General features: G+C 68.7%; 16 protein-coding genes. 6 read left to right on the forward strand and 10 right to left on the reverse strand.

What is annotated here, in order from left to right:
• Nucleotides 1–26 precede the first annotated feature (26 nt).
• Nucleotides 27–2,573 (reverse strand): ATP-dependent DNA ligase, encoded by a 2,547-nt coding sequence (locus KVY00_RS14655; RefSeq protein ID WP_223043602.1) that lies wholly within the window; start codon nt 2,571–2,573, stop codon nt 27–29.
• Nucleotides 2,574–2,642: 69 nt separating this feature from the next.
• On the opposite strand from KVY00_RS14655, the gene ku reads away from it, so the two are divergent.
• Both ku and KVY00_RS14665 read left to right on the forward strand, forming a co-directional pair.
• Nucleotides 2,643–3,527: a non-homologous end joining protein Ku gene (ku, locus tag KVY00_RS14660; protein WP_223043603.1), complete on the forward strand. Its 885-nt coding sequence runs from the start codon at nt 2,643–2,645 to the stop codon at nt 3,525–3,527.
• A gap of 146 nt (nt 3,528–3,673) precedes the next feature.
• Entirely contained in the window at nt 3,674–4,297 is a 624-nt protein-coding gene (locus tag KVY00_RS14665) for an SIMPL domain-containing protein (RefSeq protein WP_223043604.1), read from the forward strand.
• Between the two features lie 19 nt (nt 4,298–4,316).
• Here KVY00_RS14665 and KVY00_RS14670 read toward each other — a convergent pair whose 3' ends face one another.
• A complete protein-coding gene (locus tag KVY00_RS14670; RefSeq protein ID WP_223043605.1) occupies nt 4,317–4,649 on the reverse strand; it encodes a DUF4342 domain-containing protein in 333 nt (110 codons plus the stop codon).
• Between the two features lie 269 nt (nt 4,650–4,918).
• On the opposite strand from KVY00_RS14670, the gene KVY00_RS14675 reads away from it, so the two are divergent.
• From KVY00_RS14675 to KVY00_RS14690, 4 genes are all read left to right on the forward strand, one after another.
• On the forward strand, nt 4,919–5,239 hold the full coding sequence (locus tag KVY00_RS14675; protein ID WP_223043606.1) for a nucleotide pyrophosphohydrolase: 321 nt from the start codon (nt 4,919–4,921) through the stop codon (nt 5,237–5,239).
• Nucleotides 5,226–6,980 carry a DNA/RNA helicase domain-containing protein gene (locus KVY00_RS14680; RefSeq protein WP_223043607.1) on the forward strand — a complete coding sequence of 585 codons (1,755 nt, stop codon included), beginning with the start codon at nt 5,226–5,228 and terminating at the stop codon, nt 6,978–6,980. The genes KVY00_RS14675 and KVY00_RS14680 overlap by 14 nt, the downstream gene beginning before the upstream one ends.
• A 136-nt stretch (nt 6,981–7,116) precedes the next feature.
• A complete protein-coding gene (locus KVY00_RS14685; RefSeq protein ID WP_255572668.1) occupies nt 7,117–9,855 on the forward strand; it encodes an ABC transporter ATP-binding protein/permease in 2,739 nt (912 codons plus the stop codon).
• On the forward strand, nt 9,852–11,591 hold the full coding sequence (locus tag KVY00_RS14690) for an ABC transporter ATP-binding protein (protein WP_223043608.1): 1,740 nt from the start codon (nt 9,852–9,854) through the stop codon (nt 11,589–11,591). The genes KVY00_RS14685 and KVY00_RS14690 overlap by 4 nt, the downstream gene beginning before the upstream one ends.
• A 51-nt stretch (nt 11,592–11,642) precedes the next feature.
• Here KVY00_RS14690 and KVY00_RS14695 read toward each other — a convergent pair whose 3' ends face one another.
• The 8 genes from KVY00_RS14695 to KVY00_RS14730 all read right to left on the reverse strand — a co-directional run bounded on the left by KVY00_RS14695 (nt 11,643) and on the right by KVY00_RS14730 (nt 18,802).
• The gene (locus KVY00_RS14695; RefSeq protein ID WP_223043609.1) at nt 11,643–12,602 is read right to left on the reverse strand and encodes a DUF4031 domain-containing protein; all 960 of its coding nucleotides are present in this window, start codon (nt 12,600–12,602) and stop codon (nt 11,643–11,645) included.
• A 205-nt stretch (nt 12,603–12,807) separates the two neighbouring features.
• Complete coding sequence (locus tag KVY00_RS14700) at nt 12,808–13,005, reverse strand: hypothetical protein (protein ID WP_223043610.1); 198 nt, start codon at nt 13,003–13,005, stop codon at nt 12,808–12,810.
• On the reverse strand, nt 13,002–13,430 hold the full coding sequence (locus KVY00_RS14705; RefSeq protein WP_223043611.1) for a hypothetical protein: 429 nt from the start codon (nt 13,428–13,430) through the stop codon (nt 13,002–13,004). Before KVY00_RS14705 ends, KVY00_RS14700 begins: the two co-directional genes overlap by 4 nt.
• 76 nt (nt 13,431–13,506) lie before the next feature.
• The gene (locus tag KVY00_RS14710; protein ID WP_223043612.1) at nt 13,507–14,343 is read right to left on the reverse strand and encodes an alpha/beta fold hydrolase; all 837 of its coding nucleotides are present in this window, start codon (nt 14,341–14,343) and stop codon (nt 13,507–13,509) included.
• Between the two features lie 35 nt (nt 14,344–14,378).
• The gene (locus KVY00_RS14715; protein ID WP_223043613.1) at nt 14,379–15,371 is read right to left on the reverse strand and encodes a glycosyltransferase; all 993 of its coding nucleotides are present in this window, start codon (nt 15,369–15,371) and stop codon (nt 14,379–14,381) included.
• Nucleotides 15,371–15,574, reverse strand: a complete 204-nt coding sequence (locus tag KVY00_RS14720; protein ID WP_223043614.1) for a CDGSH iron-sulfur domain-containing protein — start codon at nt 15,572–15,574, stop codon at nt 15,371–15,373. The genes KVY00_RS14715 and KVY00_RS14720 overlap by 1 nt, the downstream gene beginning before the upstream one ends.
• A complete protein-coding gene (locus KVY00_RS14725; RefSeq protein ID WP_223043615.1) occupies nt 15,571–16,671 on the reverse strand; it encodes an iron-containing redox enzyme family protein in 1,101 nt (366 codons plus the stop codon). The genes KVY00_RS14720 and KVY00_RS14725 overlap by 4 nt, the downstream gene beginning before the upstream one ends.
• A 130-nt stretch (nt 16,672–16,801) precedes the next feature.
• A complete protein-coding gene (locus KVY00_RS14730) occupies nt 16,802–18,802 on the reverse strand; it encodes an NAD-dependent epimerase/dehydratase family protein (protein ID WP_223043616.1) in 2,001 nt (666 codons plus the stop codon).
• Nucleotides 18,803–18,806 lie beyond the last annotated feature (4 nt).

The following is an 18,806-nucleotide window of genomic DNA, read 5'->3' on the forward strand; positions in this document are numbered from 1 at the left end:
GCAGCCCCCGCTCTCCACCCTATGCGTCATTCGCCGGAGCCCGCGGCGAGATCCTCGGGGCGCTTGTCGGGCCGCCATCCCCGCCACACGGCCTGACGGAAGCTGCCGGTCGCGGTGCGCGCCTTCGACTCGACCTCGGCCACGAGCTCCGGCCGCACCCAGTGAGCGTCGCGTCGCACCTCGCGGGGCACCTCGGCTGCGGGTTCGTCGCACTCGAGCGGCGCGAGGCGGTCGCGGATCGCGCGCCGATCCCTCGCCGAGAACCCGGTGCCCACCCGGCCCGCGTATCGCCAGGCGCCGTCCCGCCAGTCCGCGAGCAGCAGCGACGCGAGACCGCGGGCGTCGGCGGTGCTCTCGCGCCAGCCGATCACCACGGCCTCCTCGGTGTTGATGAGCGGGAACTTGAGCCAGTCCCCTGAGCGCACCCCCGAGCGGTAGGGGCTCGTCCAGCGCTTCGCCATGACACCCTCGAGGTGCAGGCCACGGCTCGTCTCCGCCGCATCGCGCGCCTCCCCGGCGAAGACGTCGGGCAGGGCGACCGGCACGTCGGCGTCCTCCTCGACGAGCGCCTCGATCAGCTCGCGGCGCTGCCGGTAGGGGAGCGCGCGGCAGTCCCGGCCATTGATGCTCAGCACGTCGAACACGAGGTAGGAGGCCGGGGCTTCCCGGCGCGCCCGCGCCACGTCGGCGCGATTCGTCAGCCCGAAGCGGCGCTGCAGCCGGCCGAAGCTCGGCGCGCCGTCGGGTCCGAGCGCGATGATCTCGCCGTCGAGCACCGCCTCCTCACCGTTCACCACCGCGGGCAGCTCCGCGAACTCGGGGTACGACGCGGTGAGGTCTCCGTCGGAGCGGCTGCGCAGTGTGCAGCGCTCGCCGTCGACGAAGGCGAGCGCGCGGATGCCGTCCCACTTCATCTCGAACGCCCACTCGCGCTCGTCGAGGCGGTCGAACTCGGCGGGGGCGCCGCGCTCGGAAAGCATGGGACGCATGGCGGGGGCCCGGGGCGGGATCGCGGACGGGGGATCGGGGTCCGGTGCGGGATCCGGATTCCGCTTCTTGCCCCGGCCCTGTGCCGCGGGCTCGTCGCTCATGAGGTGGATCATCCACCGCGGCTTCCCGCCGGCCTCGCCCGCGCGGAACAGCGCGTAGCGCCGCGGCCCGCCGAGGCCGCCGCCCGGACGACCGGTGAGCCGCACGATCACCTCGTCGTCACGCCACTTCTCGAGCTCGTAGGTGCCGGAGTCCCAGATCTCGACGTTGCCTGCCCCGTACTCGCCCTTCGGGATGACCCCCTCGAAGTGCCGGTACGACATCGGGTGGTCCTCCGTGGGCACCGCGAGGTGGTTCACCTTCGGGTCGGTCGGCACACCCTTCGGCAGCGCCCAACTGACGAGCACACCGTCGTGCTCGAGGCGGAAGTCGAAGTGCAGCCGGCGCGCCTCGTGGCGCTGGATCACGAAGACGGGCTCGGCCCGTCGGGAGCCCTCCGAATCGGGATCGTCGGTGTCGGCCCTGCCGGTCGAACCCTTCGAGTCCTTCGAGACTTTCGCGCCGCCCGAGCCCTTCGAGCCCTTCGCGCCGCTCGCCGCGGGCACTGGTTCCGGGGTGCGCGCCGCGTCGCGCTTCGCCCGGTACACGGCCAGGCGATCCGACACCGCGTGCGCGTCCGATAACTCCGCCAGCTCCGCAAGCGGATCGCCCCGCCTCGCGACCCGTTCGAGCACCTCGTGGAACTCGAGCTGCCGCAGGTGGGGCGACGCGAGCTCCCGCCAGGTGCGCGGGGCGGCGACGGTGGGCGCGATCCTGCCCCTCAGCGAGTACGGTGTGACGGTGGTCTTCGCCGCATTGTTCTGGCTCCAGTCGATGAACACGCGGCCCGGGCGCAGCGCTCGCTTCATCGAGCTCGTGATGTCGTCGGGGTGGTCGGCCTCGAGCGAGCGGGCCAGTTCGCGCGCCACGGCCGACGCCTGGTCGGAGGTCTGGGTGCCGTCGAGCGCGGCGTAGAGGTGGATGCCCTTGCTGCCGCTCGTCACCGGGATCGAGGGGAGGCCCATGCCGCGCAGGATGTCGCGCACCAGGAACGCGACCCGCGCGCACTCGCGCAGCGTCACACCGTCACCCGGGTCGAGGTCGAACACGAGGCGATCCGGATTCCGGGCCTCGCCCTCCGCATCGAAGCGCCACTGCGGCACATGGATCTCGAGCGCGGCGAGCTGCGCGAGCCAGACGAGCGTCGCCTCGTCGTTCACGAGCGGGTAGTGATTGACGTGATCCTTGTGCTGGATGCGGCCCGTGCGCACCCAATCGGGGGCGGAATCGCCGATGTCCTTCTGGAAGAACACCTCGCCGCGACCGTCGTCGCCCACGCCGTCGGGCCAGCGCTTGCGCGTCGCCGGCCGGTCGCGGCAGTGCGGCAGCATCGTCGGCGCGATCGCGCCGTAGTAGCCGATCACGTCTCCCTTGGTGGTTCCGGTAGAGGGGTAGAGCACCTTGTCGAGGTTCGAGACGCGGATCCGGTGACCGCCCACCTCGACCGTCTGCTGCTTGCGATCCCTGTGTGCTGTGCGGGCCATGCTTACATGATCGTCGGCGGATCGCGCAAGCAGTAGACCTTTGACAGTCTCGCGAGTTGTACTGTACGTATGAGAGCGATCTGGAGCGGAGCGATCACCTTCGGGCTCGTCAACGTGCCCGTCAAGCTCTACAGTGCCACCGAGGACCACGACGTCGAGCTGCACCAGGTGCACGACAAGGACGGCGGGCGGATCCGGTATCAGCGGCGCTGCGAGATCTGCGGCGAGGTGGTCGAGTACGCGCACATCGACAAGGCCTACGCCGACGAGGACGACACGATCGTGCTCACGAAGGAGGAGATCGCGTCGATTCCGCAGGAGCGGGATCGCGAGATCTCGGTGGTGGAGTTCGTGCCTTCGGATCAGATCGACCCGATGCTGTTCGAGCGCAGCTACTACCTCGAGCCCACCGGCAAGACGACGAAGGCGTACGTGCTGCTGCGGCGCACGCTCGAGAAGACCGACCGCACCGCGATCGTCGAGTTCGCGCTGCGGCAGAAGACGCGGCTCGCGGCGCTGCGCGTGCGCGGGGACGTGCTGCTCTTGCAGACGCTGCTGTGGCCCGACGAGATTCGGGACGCGTCGTTTTCTGCGTTGGAGAAGCGGGTGCGGATCTCGGCGAAGGAGCTGCAGCTGTCGGCGTCGCTCGTGAAGAGCTTCTCGGGGGATTTCGACCCGGCAGCGTTCAAGGACGAGTATCAGGAGGAGCTGCGGTCGCTCATTGAGGCGAAGCGGCGCGCCGGGGAGGCGCTCGATACGGAGGAGACGTTCGGTTCTGATGCGGATTCTGGCGGCTCCGGCGGCGGCTCTGGGGATTCCGGCGATGCCGAGGTGATCGACCTCATGGCGGCGCTCAAGCAGAGCGTGCAGAAGTCGCGCGCAGCGAAGAAGAAGGGGCACGGCAAGGGAACCCGGAGCGGCGGTTCGCGGGGGCGTGCGAAGAAACGAGCGTAGCAGTGATTGCCTTCCGCGCGAATTACATGTCCTAGGGTGAGGGTGTCTTTGACGACCGCGGTCCCGGGGCGGGGTCTGCGTCAGCTGCGTGTTCTGCTCGCGCGTGGAATCGGGCCCTGCTGTCGGCGCCCTGCTAGCGTGATGCCATGACGACGATCCACGCCACGGGCACGGCCGAGACACACGTGCTCGCCGAACGCGCCACGATCACCGCGCTCGTCTCCGTGACCTCGCGCGACCGCTCCGGCAGCATCGACGCGGCGACCCGCCTGCACAACTGGCTCGTGCAGCGGGCCGAGCAGCTGCGGGCGAGCGGCGACGCGACCTGGCACTCCGCCGATCCCATCACCACCTGGAGTTACAAGAGCTACGCCGAGGGGAAGCCGAAGCAGGTCGTCTTTGAGCACCGCACCTCGAGTCGCGTGCGTGTGAAGCTGTCGAACCTGCCGCTCGTGAGCGCGCTCGTCACCGAGCTCGCCGAGGCCGGGGTGACCACCGACGTCGACTGGTCTCTCACTGAGAACACCCGCCGCGTCTACGAGCGCCGCATGCGCAAGGCCGCGGTCGAATCCGCTCGCGAGGTCGCGAACGACTACGCGGAGGCGCTGGGTCAGCGCATCGAGAGCGTTGTAAGCATCTCGGATGCGCCCGTGGGCGGGGGAGCGCCCGCGGCGTTCGCGCGGGCGGCGGCCGGCTCCGGGGCGCCCGAGGTGACCGTCGCCGAGATCACCGTGAGTGCGACCGTGAGCGGGGTGTACGAGGCGGGGTAAGGGGTGGGGCTCTGCTCGGCTATTCCCTCCCGTCCGGCTTCGCGGCGCTCTCGTCATCCTTCTCCTCGTCTGCTTTCGGCCGCTCTACACCGATCGTGACGCTGGTGGCGAGCGCGGCGACTGCGCCGACCGCGACGAGGATCGGGGCGAGCACGGCGCTCGCGGCGGTGACGGCGACGCCCGCGGTCAGCGGGATCTCGAAGATCGTCTCGCCGTTCTCCCGTTTGATGTAGAGCCTGCGAGCGTTGCCCTCCTCGATGATCTCGCGCACCTTGGCCATGAGCTCGTCGCCCTTGACCTTGAATTCTTCGTACCAGTCGCTGTTGCCGGTGTTGCCGCTGTTCTCGGTCATGAGCGTTCCCTTCTCGATGATGCGTGGTCGCAGTGTAGTGAAGGAACCACGGGATGCGCTGAGCGGCGTTCGGTCGATCGGTGGCCGGCTTCGGGGCACCGAAGTTGACCGTTGTCGAGATTGCCGGGAGCGCACCACGATCGGGCTGTACGAGGGAGTGCGGGGCGGATGAGAACGGGAAGGTGGGCTCAGTTGTTCTTGGTTCGAGTCCAGCCGTATCTCCATTAGGGGAGGGGCGACGCGCGGGGACGCTCGCTAAGCTGGGTTTCATGACCAGTGAAACCGTTCTGGCAGCGTTACGCGCGTTCATCGCAGAGCGCGACTGGGCTCAGTTCCACTCTCCAGAAAACCTGGCGAAGTCGATTGCTGTCGAAGCGGGTGAGCTTCTTGAGGAGTTCCAGTGGTCCTCAGAGTTCGATACCGAGCGAGTGCGTTTGGAACTCGCCGACGTACTGACTTACTGCTACGAGCTCGCGGATCGACTGGGCGCGGATCCCGAGTCTCTCATTCTTGAGAAGCTCGAGATTACTCGGAAGAAGTATCCCCCGGAGCTCGCTCGGGGACGGAGCACCAAGTATGACCGGCTTTGAAGTCGAAGAGGTTCCCTTCGAGGCAGAGAGCATCCGTGATTACCCTGATCCGACTGGGCGTCTGAGTAATTGGCCTGCGGTCTACGCGATCAACAACCACCGTGATATCTACATCGGTGAGACCGGGAACGCGTTGCTGCGAATGCTGCAGCATCGACGGGATCCCAAGAAGCAGCACCTCGAGGTGGCGCGTATCCTTCTCGACGATACGTTCCATAGATCTGCCTGTTATGACCTGGAATCGTTACTGATTCAGTGGTTCTACTCTGACGGCCGATACACCGTCATTAATGCCAATGACGGGCACCGTAACGAGGCGTACCCCGGACGGGCTTCTTTTCAACCTCGATTTCGTCAGATATTCAACGAGCTTCGCGACCGGGGCCTGTTCCAACAGTCCCTCGAAGACATTGAGAACAGTGACTTCTTCAAGCTTTCGCCGTTCAAGTCGCTTGTGCCAGACCAGGAGCGAGCAATACTTGAAATTCTTAAAGTCCTCTTCGACGACCTCGAGGAGGACAAATCATCCACCCTGGTGGTTTCGGGGAACCCCGGTACGGGAAAGACCGTCGTCGGAATCTCGTTGATGAAAACCCTTCGGGATATTGAAGCATCACGAGGCGTTGAGGACGCAGAACAAGGAAGCCCTATCTCGGACTTCTTCGCCAAGGGATATCCAGAGGCGCTCCAGGGACTTCGAATAGGTATGGTCGTTCCTCAGCAGTCGCTCCGCGCTTCTATTGCGAAGGTGTTCGAACGTGCTCCCGGACTCGACGCGTCGATGGTGCTTACAGCCTTCGACGTAGGCAAGTCAGTAGTGCCGTACGACGTACTCATCGTTGACGAGGCGCACCGTTTGAATCAGCGTGCTAATCAATCCTCCGGTTCGCTCAATGCTGCGTTCAGAGACATTAATTTGCGCCTTTTGGGCTCTGACTCCGTCGAATTCACGCAGCTGGACTGGATTCGTGCGCAGAGCAAGCACAGCATCCTCCTCATGGACGCAGAGCAGAGTGTCCGTCCCGCAGACCTGCCGCCGGAGGTTATTGGTGAAGTGGTCGGCGAGGCTAAGGCCAGCCACCACTTCTTCCCGTTGCTGACGCAGATGCGGGTAAAGGCGGAGGCGGATTACGTCGGGTTCGTGCGGAAGCTGTTGAACGGAGGCGCGGCACAACTACCGGACCTGGGTGACTATGAATTCGGGATGTTCGACGAGATCAGCGAGATGGAAACGATGATCCGCGAACGGGATCACGAGTTTGGGCTCGCGAGGCTAGCCGCAGGGTACGCCTGGAAATGGAAGTCCGACCCGAAGAAGAAGGGCATGAAAAAGATCCCGCTTGCGGAGCGACCCTACGATATCGAGATTGAAGGCCATCGTTGGCGTTGGAACTCCGCCGATACAGACTGGATTAACTCCAAGCATGCCCTCGACGAAGTCGGATCGATTCACACCGTGCAGGGGTATGACCTTAACTATGCGGGAGTCATCATCGGGCGGGATCTCCGTTTTGACACCGAAAGCGGCGAGATTCGCTTCGATCGTTCCCACTACTTCGATAAGAAGGGGCGCGAGAATAACCGCCAACGTAAGCGCATTTACACCGACGCGGACATTGAGCGCTACGTGAAGAACATCTACGCGGTGCTACTCACTCGCGGTATCCGCGGCACTTTCGTGTACGTGTGTGACGAGGCTCTTCGCGAACATTTGCGAGGAGTCATTCCGGTCTTGTCCTAGCGACGGAAGACGTCCTTTCTGCGCCGGTAGCCGTCGGGCCGATATGAGAAACCCGCACTCGCCCACTTCATCTGATGAATGGTAGTTTGGGTGGTCGGGGAACCAACCCGACGATCCAGAGTGCAAGGGGCGCCCGATGGCGAAACGCGGTATCCAGGGCGTGATGATGCGCGCCACGCAGGCACGTGACCATACCGTGACCGTCCTCTCGAAGGAGGAGATCACGCCGAACTTCATCCGCGTGCACCTGCACTCCGACACCCTCTTCGAAGACGCCGAGCTCGCGCCCACCGCTTGGTTGCGCGGATGGTTCCCCGACCACGAGGGCAAAGAGACCGAGCACCAGCGCGGCTACACCATCAGCTCCGGCGACGCCGAGACCGGCCGCTTCTCGCTCGACTTCGTGCTGCACGAGCCCGCCGGCCCCGCCTCAGCCTGGGCGCAGAACTGCGAGCCCGGCGACACCCTGCAGGTGAACACCCTCGGATCCTCCAAGTTCGAGCTTCCCGAGGAGCGCCCCGCCGGCTACCTGCTCGTCGGCGACGCCGCCGCGATCCCGGGCCTCGCCGGCGTCATCTCCGCGCTGCCGCACGACGTGCCAATCGAGCTCTACCTCGAAGAGCATCACCCCGACGACCGGCTGATCCCGATCCCGAGCCATCCCCGGCTGCGCACGCATTGGACGCGGCGCACAGGCCCCCACTCGCTCGCGCAGGCGATCGAGGCGCGCGACTGGTCGAACTGGTACGTCTGGGCCACTCCCGAGAGCGCCTCGCTCAAGCAGTTGCGCTCGCGTCTGCGCGACGACTTCGGTTTTCCCCGCAGCGAGATCCACTCGCAGGCCTACTGGGTCGAGGGCAAGGCGATGGGCAAGCAGCGCGGAGAAGGTGGCGGCAGCACCGAGGTGGATTCGGCGACTCCTTCGTCGCACAGGATGACGGGAGAGACGCGCGCCGAGGAGGGTCCTGCGACGGCAAGAAGGATGGGGGAGGAAGTGCCGTCGCACGGTCTGACGGGGGAGACGCGCGCCGAGAAGGATTCTGCGGCTGCGCGCGGGATGACGGGGCAATCCATGCGCGGCAAGTGGCGCGCGTCGGCCGGCTCTCGCCTGCTCGCTCCGATGAAGCCGATCTTCGTCGTGACGGGTGTGCTGCAAGCGATTGTCACGCTGATCGAGCTGGCGCCGTTCTTCCTGCTGGTGGAGCTCTCGCGACGGCTGCTGTCGGGCAGCTCGACACCGCAGGAGCTCTGGGCGATCGGCATCTGGACGGTGGTGCTGGTCGGTCTGGGCGCGTTGCTCGGGGCGGCGCTCGTGCTCTGGCTGCACGCCGTCGACGCCCGCTTCGAGCGCGGGTTGCGCGGCCGTCTACTCGCGAAGCTTTCGCGACTGCCGCTCGGTTGGTTCAGCGCCCGCGGCTCGGCGCAGGTGAAGCAGGTGGTGCAGGACGACACGCTCGCGCTGCACTACCTTGTGACGCACGCGGTCGGCGATGCGATAGCGGCGGTGGTCGCACCCGTCGCGGTGCTGGTGTACCTGTTCGTGGTCGATTGGCGCATGGCGCTGCTCATGTTCGTGCCGGTGGTGGTGTACGCGTTCACGATGTACCTGATGATCCTGCGCTCGTACGACACGACGCCGAAGGCGTTGAAGTGGGCCGAACGCATGCAGACCGAGGCGGGCGCCTACCTGGAGGGGCAGCCGGTGGTGCGGGTCTTCGGGGGTGCGGCGGCATCGACGTTCCGCGCGCGGCTGGGCGAGTACATCGAGTTCCTCGACGGCTGGCAGCGTCCCTTCACCGGGCTCAAGACGTTCATGGATCTCGCCACGCGCCCGTCGACGTTCCTGCTGCTCATTTGCGTGTTCGGCACGCTCTGGGTGACGAGCGGCTCGATGGATCCTCTCGACCTGCTGCCGTTCCTGCTGCTCGGCACGACGTTCGGGTCGCGCCTGCTCGGGATCGGTTACGGTCTGTCCGGCTTGCGCGACGGGCTGCTCGCGGCTCGGCGAGTGCAGAACGTGCTGGAAGAACAGGAACTCGCGGCCCCGGGCGCGGGCGACGGAGGCTCCGGATCGGCGCGGCCGCGCGGCGAGGTGCGCTTTGAAGGCGTGGGCTTCGCGTATCGGCCCGGCGCGCCGGTGCTCGAGGGCGTTTCCCTGACGCTGGAGCCCGGCACGGTGACGGCTCTCGTCGGGCCGTCGGGATCGGGCAAGTCCACGCTCGCCGCGCTGCTCGCCCGCTTCCACGACGTGGAGGAGGGGGCGATTCGGATCGATGGCACCGACATCCGTCAGCTCGACGCCGACGCTCTTTACTCCCGCGTCGGATTCGTCTTCCAGGAGACGCAGCTTGTGCAGGGCACGGTGCGCGAGAACATCGCGCTCGCGGTGCCCGACGCGAGCGACGAGCGGGTGGAGACGGCTGCTCGCGCAGCCAACATCCACGATCGCATCTTGCGCATGCCACAGGGCTACGAGACGCGGCTCGGTCCCGACGCCGCCCTTTCGGGTGGTGAGCGCCAGCGGCTCACGATCGCCCGAGCGATCCTCGCAGACACCCCGGTGCTCGTGCTCGATGAGGCGACCGCCTTCGCCGATCCCGAATCGGAGTTCCTCGTGCAGCAGGCCCTCGGCCGCCTCACTCGAGACCGCACGGTGCTCGTGATCGCGCACCGGCTGCACACCATTGCCGACGTCGACCGCATTGTGGTGCTCGATCACGGGCGCGTCGTCGAGGTTGGAGCTCACTCCGAACTGCTGGGGTATGACGGACGATATCGGCAGCTCTGGGAAGCCGGGCAGAACGCAGCGGCGCGCGGCGGTGCTGATCCGGAGCCTACCTTCACCATCACGACCGAGCAGGAGGCCGCCCGATGATCCGCGCCGTTCTCGCGCTGTTGCCCCCGCGCAGCAGTGGCCGCATCGCGACCCACCTCGCGCTCACCCTGTTGAGCGTCGTGCTACGCGCGCTCAGCGCGGTGCTGCTCGTGCCACTCGTCGCGGCGCTGTTCAGCTCGCAGCCGGCCGAGGCGTGGCCCTGGACCGGCTGGCTCGTCGCCGCGGTTGTCGGCGGATGGGCGGTCGACTGGCTGGTCGCCCGCATCGCATTCGGACTCGGCTTCGAGGTGCTGCAGCGCGGCCAGCGTGACCTTGCAGAGCAGGTGAACCGCATTCGGCTTACCTGGTTCGACGGCGAGAACACCGCGACCGCGCGTCAGTCGATCGCGGCGATCGGCCCCGAGCTCGTGGGCCTCTTCGTGTACCTGGCGACCCCGATGCTCGCCGCGATCCTGCTGCCCGTCGCGATCGCCATCGCGCTCATGCCGATCTCGCTGCTTCTCGGGCTCGCGGCGCTCGCCGGCGTGCCCGTGCTGCTCGGCGCCTTCTGGCTGGCGGGCCGCCTGAGCCGCGCCGCGGACCGCGCCGCCGACGAGGCGAACACCGCCCTCACCGAGCGCGTGCTCGAGTTCGCGCGCACCCAACAGGCGCTGCGCTCGGCGCGTCGCGTCGGGCCCGAGCGCAGCCACGTGGGGGCCGCGCTCGACGCACAACACGGAGCCACCATGCGGCTGCTCGCGATGCAGGTGCCCGGGCAGCTCGTCTTCAGCCTTGCGAGCCAGCTCGCGTTGATGCTGCTGGCGGGCGTCACGGTCTGGCTGTCGGTGCGCGGCACGATCGGCGCCCCCGAGGCCGTCGCCCTGATCGCGGTCATCGCCCGGTACCTCGAGCCGTTCACGGCGCTCGCGGGCATCGCCGCGGGCATGGAGGGCAGCCTCGCTATGCTGCGCCGGGTGCGCACGGTGCTCGACGCCCCGACCGTGCCGGCGGGGACGACCACCGTGGCGGCGGGCGGGATCGCGCCCCCGCGCATCGAGCTGCGCGGGGTGCAGTTCTCCTACGGGGAGGGGGCAGCACCGGTGCTCGACGGCCTCAATCTAGTATTCGAACCCGGTAGTACTACCGCGATCGTGGGACCGTCCGGATCAGGCAAGAGCACGATCCTCACCCTCATCGCCGGCCTGCACCAGCCCGACTCCGGGACCGTCGAGATCGCCGGGATCGATGCCGCGCAGCTCGACGCGGACGCGCGGCGCGCGCTCTCGACCTTTGTCTTCCAGCAGCCCTACCTCTTCGACACGAGCGTGCGCGAGAACCTGCTGGTCGGCGACCCGGGCGCCGATGAAGAGCGCGTCGCGATCGCCGCCGCACTCGCGCGCGTCGACGGAATCGTGGACCGCCTGCCCGACAGTTGGGACAGCCGGGTGGGCGAGGCGGGCTCTGCCCTCTCGGGCGGTGAGCGCCAGCGCGTTTCGATCGCACGCGCGTTGCTGAAACCCGCTCCCGTGTTGCTCGTCGACGAGGCGACGAGCGCGCTCGACACTGAGAACGAAGCCGCCGTGGCTGCGGCGCTCAGCGGCGATCCGATCCCGCGCACGCGCGTGATCGTGGCACACCGACTAAGCAGCATCCGCGCCGCCGACTGCATCGTGTTCATCGACGACGGTCGCGTGGTCGAGCAGGGCTCCTACGAAGAGCTGCTCAGAGCGGGCGGGCGCTTCGCCGAGTTCCACGCGCAGCAACACGCCGCCACAGGGTGGCGCATCGAGAGCTGAGCCCGGTTAGGTTGCGGAATCGGCGGCCTGCGCCGTCGCTTGCCCGGCGACCTACTCGGCCGCGGCACCCCGCAACCGCTCGATCTCGGCGCCGACATTCTCCCGGGCCCGCTGCTCCCAGAGCTGCTGCGCCGTGCCCGTGCGGTAGATCGCGGGCTGGTCAAGGTAGGCACTGAGAATGCGGGATCGCCCTGACGCGAAGTCGGGCTCCGGCACGTGCGCGTACTCGAGTCGCACGGCCTCCGTGTATTGCTGGTAGCGGTGCGGCGAGGCGGCGAAGATCGAGAGGTCCGCATCGAGCAGGTGGGCGAGCGGCGGCGCCGGATCCCGAACCTCCCGCGCCGGCGTCGTCGCAACGATGAACTCACCCACCTGTCTCACCAGCGCCGGATCGAGCCCGAGCGCCGCGAGCGAGCCCGTCGCGAGGTGAGCCGAGGCGAACTCGTCGCCACCCGCCTCAGCGCCGGTCGCACCCGTGTAGACCGCGTCGTGGAACCAAGCCGCGAGCAACGTCACGGGGGAGACCCGCTCGCCGCGCACGGCAAGGTGGTCGAGCGCGAGCAGCACGTCCTCGAGGTGACGCTCGTCGTGGTAGCTGCGGTGCGGCTCGTTCCAGCGGGTAACGAGGTTCTCGCCGAGTCGCAGCCAATCTTCTGCAGAGACCCGCGATGAGTCCGCACTGATCAGCGCGCCGAGGCCCGCCCACTCCGCGATCAGAAACTGACGCCGACGCACCGGCGTGACGACCGGGCGCTCCGCCTGCCGCACCCGCAGCCCCGAACCGAGCAGCGCGTGCACCACGTCCTTGCCGCTCACGGGGCGAGCACCGAGCGCGATCGCCCGCTCGTACAGCGACGCGGCGACGTCGTAGTGATCGAGGTCGAAGCCGCGTCGGGGCACCCCGAGCCGCCGCGCGAAGGCGTGGAGCTCGTCGTATCCGGAATCGGAGATGAGGTGGCTCCAGAGGGTGCCGTGCGCCGGCCACGCGGGCGGGTCGATGAGGATCGCCATCTCTTCAGGGTAGTCCGCGGCTCTGCGAGCCTGCCCGTGGGAAACGGGTCTAGTGCGCCCCGGCAACGAAATCGAAGGAGAACGTTGCGTCCTGCGCAGCCGAAATGACTCCTGTTGCCCCTTGCTGGCACAGGATGGGGCGGCATGAGTCATCTCGATTGAGGAGAGGCTCGAGGAGGGGCATCTCGCTCGAAGGAGCGCGCCACTACGCCTTGCTCGCCCACTCCTCGGCCGGCATGAAGTCCGCGGCGGTCGCGCGGCTCGGGTCGGACTTCTCGCATTCCCGGTTCGAGCAGTGCGTCACGTGATCCACGACGGTCTCGTCGTCGCCCGGCAGCGTGTTGCCGTCGGGGGAGATGGTCATCGCCTCAGCGCCGCACTTCGCGCACACGTACCGAGTCATGAGGTGCTCCCTTCGTCCTGGCCCGCGGACGAACCGGGCCCGGAGGCATGCCCCTGGCCCGCTGACGAGCCTGCAGCCGATCCGGGCTCCGGTCCAGAGGCCGATCCTGCTGACGAGCCGGGCCCGGAGGAAGCCCCCGTCCCGCCCCCAGACGCGCCCTCCATCCCGGGCGGGTCCTGCGCGATCTCCCGCAGCACGGCGAGCGCTTCGGCGAAAGATCCCGCGTCTCCGTGGCCGCTGACGACGAACGCGCCGTCGGCCCTCAGGTCCCGCTGCACGAGGCTCACGCCCAGCTCCGGGAACCACCACGAATGCGCGCCCTCGGGCTCCACCTCGACGACGGTGCTCTCGAGCAGAAAGCGCGTTGCGCTCTCCGTCTCCGCGGGCAGTTGTTCAGGGGATACGAGTTCGATCAGGTCATCCATGTCCCCACGCTACGCAGCGCTCCCCCCGCAGAACCACCCCCTGGACAAAGCGGCTATGAGGCGCAAGGGAAGGCGCTCACCGCTCCAGGAAGTCGAGCAGCGCCTGGTTCCATTCGGCGGCGTGGCTCACGTTGGCGCCGTGCGGGGCGCCCCGGAGCACGACGAGTTCGCTGCTCGGGATCGCCGCGTGCGTGCGCGCCCCGGAGCCTTCGAAGGGAACCGTCGCGTCCCCGTCGCCGTGCAGCACGAGCGTGGGCACGGTGACGCTCGCCAGATCGTCTCGGAAATCAGTGGTCGCGAACGCCGCCATGCACGCGAGCGCCGCCGCCTTGCTCGACTGCTTGGCGATCTCGAATGCGCGCAGGCGCTGCTCGTCGCCGACCTGCAGCACCCCGTCGACCGAGAAGAACTCGGTGATGAACTGGTCGTAGAACCGATCCTCGTTCGCGGTGAGCTCGGCGGTCATCTTCGCCGCCTGCGCCTTCTCGAGCGGGCCGTCGGGGTTGTCGCCGGTCTTGAGCAGGTACGGCGGCACCGCGGATGCGAAGACGGCGCTGCGGATCCGGTCGGTTCCGTACCTCGCGAAGTAGCGGGCGACCTCGCCGCCGCCCATGGAGAAGCCGACGAGGGTGACGTCGTGCAGGTCGAGCTCCACCAGCAGCGTCCGCAGATCCTCGGTCAGGGCGTCGTAGGTGTAGCCGGTCAGCGGCTTGTCGCTGCGGCCGAACCCGCGGCGGTCGTAGGTGATCGCGCGGTACCCGGCCTCGGTGAGCGCGGGGATCTGCAGAGCGAAGGAGTCGCCCGAGAGCGGCCAGCCGTGGATCAGTACGACGGGGCGTCCGCTCCCTCCGGCGTCGTCCACGTGCAGTTTCGTGTCCTTGAACAGTCCGTGATGCGCGGTGACCTCGGTCATCGTGTCGCCTTCCTTTCGTGTCGTCCGTTTCCACGCTAGGGAGCGGGCGAGGGATCCGCAGGGGGTTGCATTCTCCGGGCGATCGTGCGGGTCGAGTTCGCCGCGCGCATCAGGCGGCCGTCGCCGTAGATCACGCCGCCCCGCAGGCGCAGCAGGATCGCCGCCCAGGCGGCCACCCCGCGCTCGCACACCCACGGCACCGCCCACAGGGTGCTCGAAGGTGGGAAGACGGCGGACCCACCGGCCCGACGGCGACCGCGCTCGGCCAGCAGCAGTACGAGCCCCGTCAGCGCCGCCAGGCGCAGGGGCCGCCGCGCCGCCCAGATCCCGAGCGGCAGGATCGCGGCCTCGCCTACGAGCCGCCCGGGCTGCGCCCAGCTGTCGTAGGCCTGGCGCACGCGCTGGGAGAGGAAATGGCGCGTCGACGGCGGGCGACGTGCCACGTAGATGTCGGGGCGATCCTGAATCGTGCCGCCCGCGGCGCGCACCGTGCGCTCCATCTCCAGATTCTCGAAGAGCACGTCGGGGTCATACCCGCCGGCCGCGCGCAGCAGGGCTCTGCGCACGCCGTAGGTGCCGGGGTAGTCGGATTCCACGGCGCGATTCAGCAGCGTGCGCCCGGTGTCCCACCGAGCGTGCCAGGGGCGAGGATCGAAGAAGTTCTGCGGCCTCACGAGGTCGGCGCGCTGCAGCGCCGCGACGACCGAAGCCAGCGACTCGCGGTCGTAGCGCACGTCGTCGTCGGCGAGGATCACGGCCTCGTGCCTCGCGGCCTCGAGCCCCGTGAGCACCCCGCGCACCTTGCCGTTCTTCCCCCTCGCCACAGCGACGGGCAGGTGCCGCACGAGCGGCGCCGAGGTCGCCCACTCCCGTGCGTGCGCCGCGAAGAGCGCTGGATCCGAGCCGTCGACAACGGTGACGTCGATCCAGTCGCTGAGTTCGCGCAGGTACGCGGTCAGCTCGTCGAGTCCGGCATCGTCGCTCCAGCGGAGCGGCAGCACGTACTCGGCCTGTTCCCGCCCCGCCATCAGTCGTCCGTCCGGAAGCCCGCGGGCTTGTGCGTGCCGTCGCAGAACGGCTTGATGCTCGACAGGCCGCAGCGGCAGAGCGCGACCGTGCGCCGCTTGCGCGGGATAGGCTCGCCCTCCGTGTCGAGCAGCTCGAACTCGCCCCGCACGAGCAACGGGCCGTCGGGGCAGGCCGTGATCCGGGCGCGATCTTCCTCGCTCATCGTGCGCCCACCGGCAGCAGCGAGGACTCGTCTCGCGACCAGCTGTCGAGCATGTGCCCCGCGACCTCACCGTCGACGACGAGGCACGCGGCCGCACCGAACATGATGTCGGGCAGCAGCTCGGGCCGGTCCTCGGCGAGCGCACCCGCGAGGTCGCGCCCGGCGATCTGCTCATGCACCGCGTCGGCCTCGACGTGCTCGTCGAAGTAGTCGGTGACCTCGTCGCCGAAGCCGAGGCGCCTGAAGCCGTCTCCGTACAGCTTGTTCGGGATCGACGAGGTCATCTCGAAGGCGGCGAGGTGCCCCACGATCGCGCCGATGAGCCGGCGGTTGAGGCCGAACATCGACATCATGTTCTGCGACGCGAGCGTGATCGCCGGCACCCGGTCGAGGTAGGCGGCGTAGGTATCATCGAGCCCCGCGGCGCGCATGCTGGTGGCGAAGATCTCGGCGTGCACGCGCTCGGGCCGTCCGCCGCCGTACTCGTCGGACTGGATCTCGACGAGCGCGGCCTTCGGGCGCCCGCGCAGGCGGGGGATGGCCCAGGAGTGCGGGTCGGCCTCGCGCAGCGTGTAGATGGAGCGCTGGATCAGGAACTCCCTCGACTGCGCGAGCGTGGCGCGCTTCGCGAAGTACTTCGCCAGGCTGGGGCCCGTGTCTGCGCCGGTCAGCTCGAAGAGCGTCTTCGCGACGGCGTCGGCGCGGGGCTCGGGCAGCTCGGGCACCGGGATGCGTTCGCGCAGCTCCCGCTCGAATGCCGCCTCGAGCACGCGGCGGGCCTCGATGAGCTCGGTGTCCCACTCGAGGTCGGGGGAGAACCGCCCGATCGAGCCGTACGAGGAGGCGTAGAGGAAGAAGAGCGCGAGCTGCACGTCGTCGTCGGTCCTGATCTCGGACGCGCGCTCGAGCGCCTCCCGCGCGGCGGCGACAAGGCTCGCGGAACCGGTGCCGCCCGTTCCGTCACCGGAATCGGTGCCGTCGAGGCCGCTCGAACCGCTGAGGCGCAGCAGCACGGCGGCGCTGAGCGGGCCGCGCGAGACGAGGTGGGCGGGGGAGGAGAGCTCGGTCGGGGAGATAGTGGAGATCGTCAAAGTCATGTCCGTTCGTTCGTATCTCCAGAGTGGCCGCTCTGCTCCACGGTGCCCAGGCCTTGCCCGGGAGTCGCCGATCCGCTATAGCGCAGATGCGTCGGCCCCGCTACGAGAGCGGGGCCGACGCATCCGGTGTCTAGTAGTGCGCGGGCGGGTCGCTGCCCGGGAACGACTCCTCGCCCCACTCGTCGACGAGCTCGTCCTCGTGGTCGGGCGACACGTTCGAGGTGCCGGGCTTCTCGGCCACGTCGTCGGGTCGTTCGGTGTCGGGGCCGGGCTCCGACCCGGAGCCCGCTTCCGGGTCGCGCGGGGCTGATGCGGTGGGATCGGCGCCTGCCTCCGCTCCGGCGCCGGTGCGCGCCTCGGGATCAGTGGTGAGATCGGGATCGTTCGTGTTCATCGTGGTACCTGCTTTCGTGTGTTCGGATCCGAAGGTCTGGCGATCCTCGTGGAATGCGCGTTCGCGGGCGTACTCGTGCACCTCGCCGAAGAGGTCGGCCTGCGCGAGCGCCTGCTCGGCCAGATCGGCGAAGAGCTGCGGGTCGAGCTCCAGCTCGCCCGCGAGCTCGCGCAGCGTCTGCCAGACGCCCAGCTTGCCGATCACCGCGCTGCGCATCAGCTCGGCTTCGAGCACGAGCGTGAGGGGCGAGCGGGTGGTCAGCCTGCCGTTGCCCTTGAGCCTGCCGAGGTGCTCGCCGGCCCAGGCGACGGCCTGCCGGTAGCCGCGGCGGCGCAGGCCGAGGTCGTCGATGAGCTGCTGCAGGAAGGCGCGCTCGAGGCGGATCTCCTCGGCGACCTCCGAGAGCCGGGCGAAGACCGGGGTATCGATCGCCGAGGCCGCCATCCGCTCGATGCGCTCGGCGCCCGCGGTCGCGCCGGTGAGGTGGTCGGAGAGGTAGAGACCGAGCAGGTCCTCGGAGATGCGATCCGGGATCGCGCGAGCGGGCGCGGGGGTGGGAGAGGGCGTGGAAGTGGGAGCTGGCGTGGGATCGGGATCAGAGCCGGCTGTGGGATCGGGATCCGCCGCCGCATCCGCGTGCGCCCCGCTCGCGACCCGTTCTCTGCTCGCGGGGAGCCTCGTATCCTCGGGGTCGCGCGGCCGCAGCGGGATCGAGCCTGCGCCCCGGCCCTCGGCCATGCCCTGCAGCAGGCCGCGCAGCGCCTCGGCCGCGGTGTGGTGCGGCTGCCAGTCGAGCTCGGCCTTGGCGCGGGTGTTGTCCATGACGGGCACGGCCATCGCCATGTCGATCCATCCCTCGTCGGCCGCGATGAGCCCGGTCTTGTGGCCCCCGAACAGGAAGGCCCGCACGAGCCGCGGCGGCAACTCGACGTAGCGACCGTGGTCGAGGATGTCGGCGAGATCCTGCGGGCCGAGCATGTCGTCGGCGCAGATGTTGAACGCGCCCCCGACGCCCTGCACGACCGCCGCGACGTAGGCCCGCGCCAGGTCGTCGGCGTGCACGGCCTGCACCCCTCGCAGCCCGCGCGGCAGCGGGAGGGCCGGCGGTTTGGCGCTGTCGAGCAGCTGAGTGGGCATCCACCCGCCCAGGAAGTAGCGCTGAATCTCAGAGGCCGCATCGGCCTGGAAGACGAGCGCGGGCCGCAGCCGGGTGACGGTCACCTCGGGGTGCGCGGCGGCGAACTCGTCGAGCACGCGCTCCTGCGCGGCCTTGTCGACGCTGTAATGCGAGGTGCGCACCCCCTTCACCGGCCAGCTCTCGTCACGTCGCTCGAGTGCGGGGTCGCGATCCGGATCCGGCGAGTAGGCCCCGACCGACGACGCGACCACGAGCTGCCGCACCCCGGCCGCGGCGGCCGCGCGCGCGACGCGCTCGGTGCCGTCGACGTTGACGCGGCGCAGCAGATCGCGCTGGGAATTGGGCTGGATGAGCCACGCCAGGTGGATCACCGCGTCGGCACCCGCGAAGGCCTCCTCGAGCTCGCGCTCGGCCTCCTCCGCGGAGGTGGCGGCCGCGATGTCGATCGAGGCCCACTCGCAGCCGGAGTAGGGGGCGAGCTCGGTATCGGGCATGCGCCTGGCGATGCCGAGCACCGAGGTCACCTCGGGAGCGCCGGCGAGGGCTTTCAGCGCGGCGGTGCCGGTGTTACCGGTCGCGCCGACGACGGCTACGCGCATGTGG

It is taken from the genome of Leucobacter tenebrionis (assembly GCF_019884725.1).
Lineage (GTDB): Bacteria > Actinomycetota > Actinomycetes > Actinomycetales > Microbacteriaceae > Leucobacter > Leucobacter tenebrionis.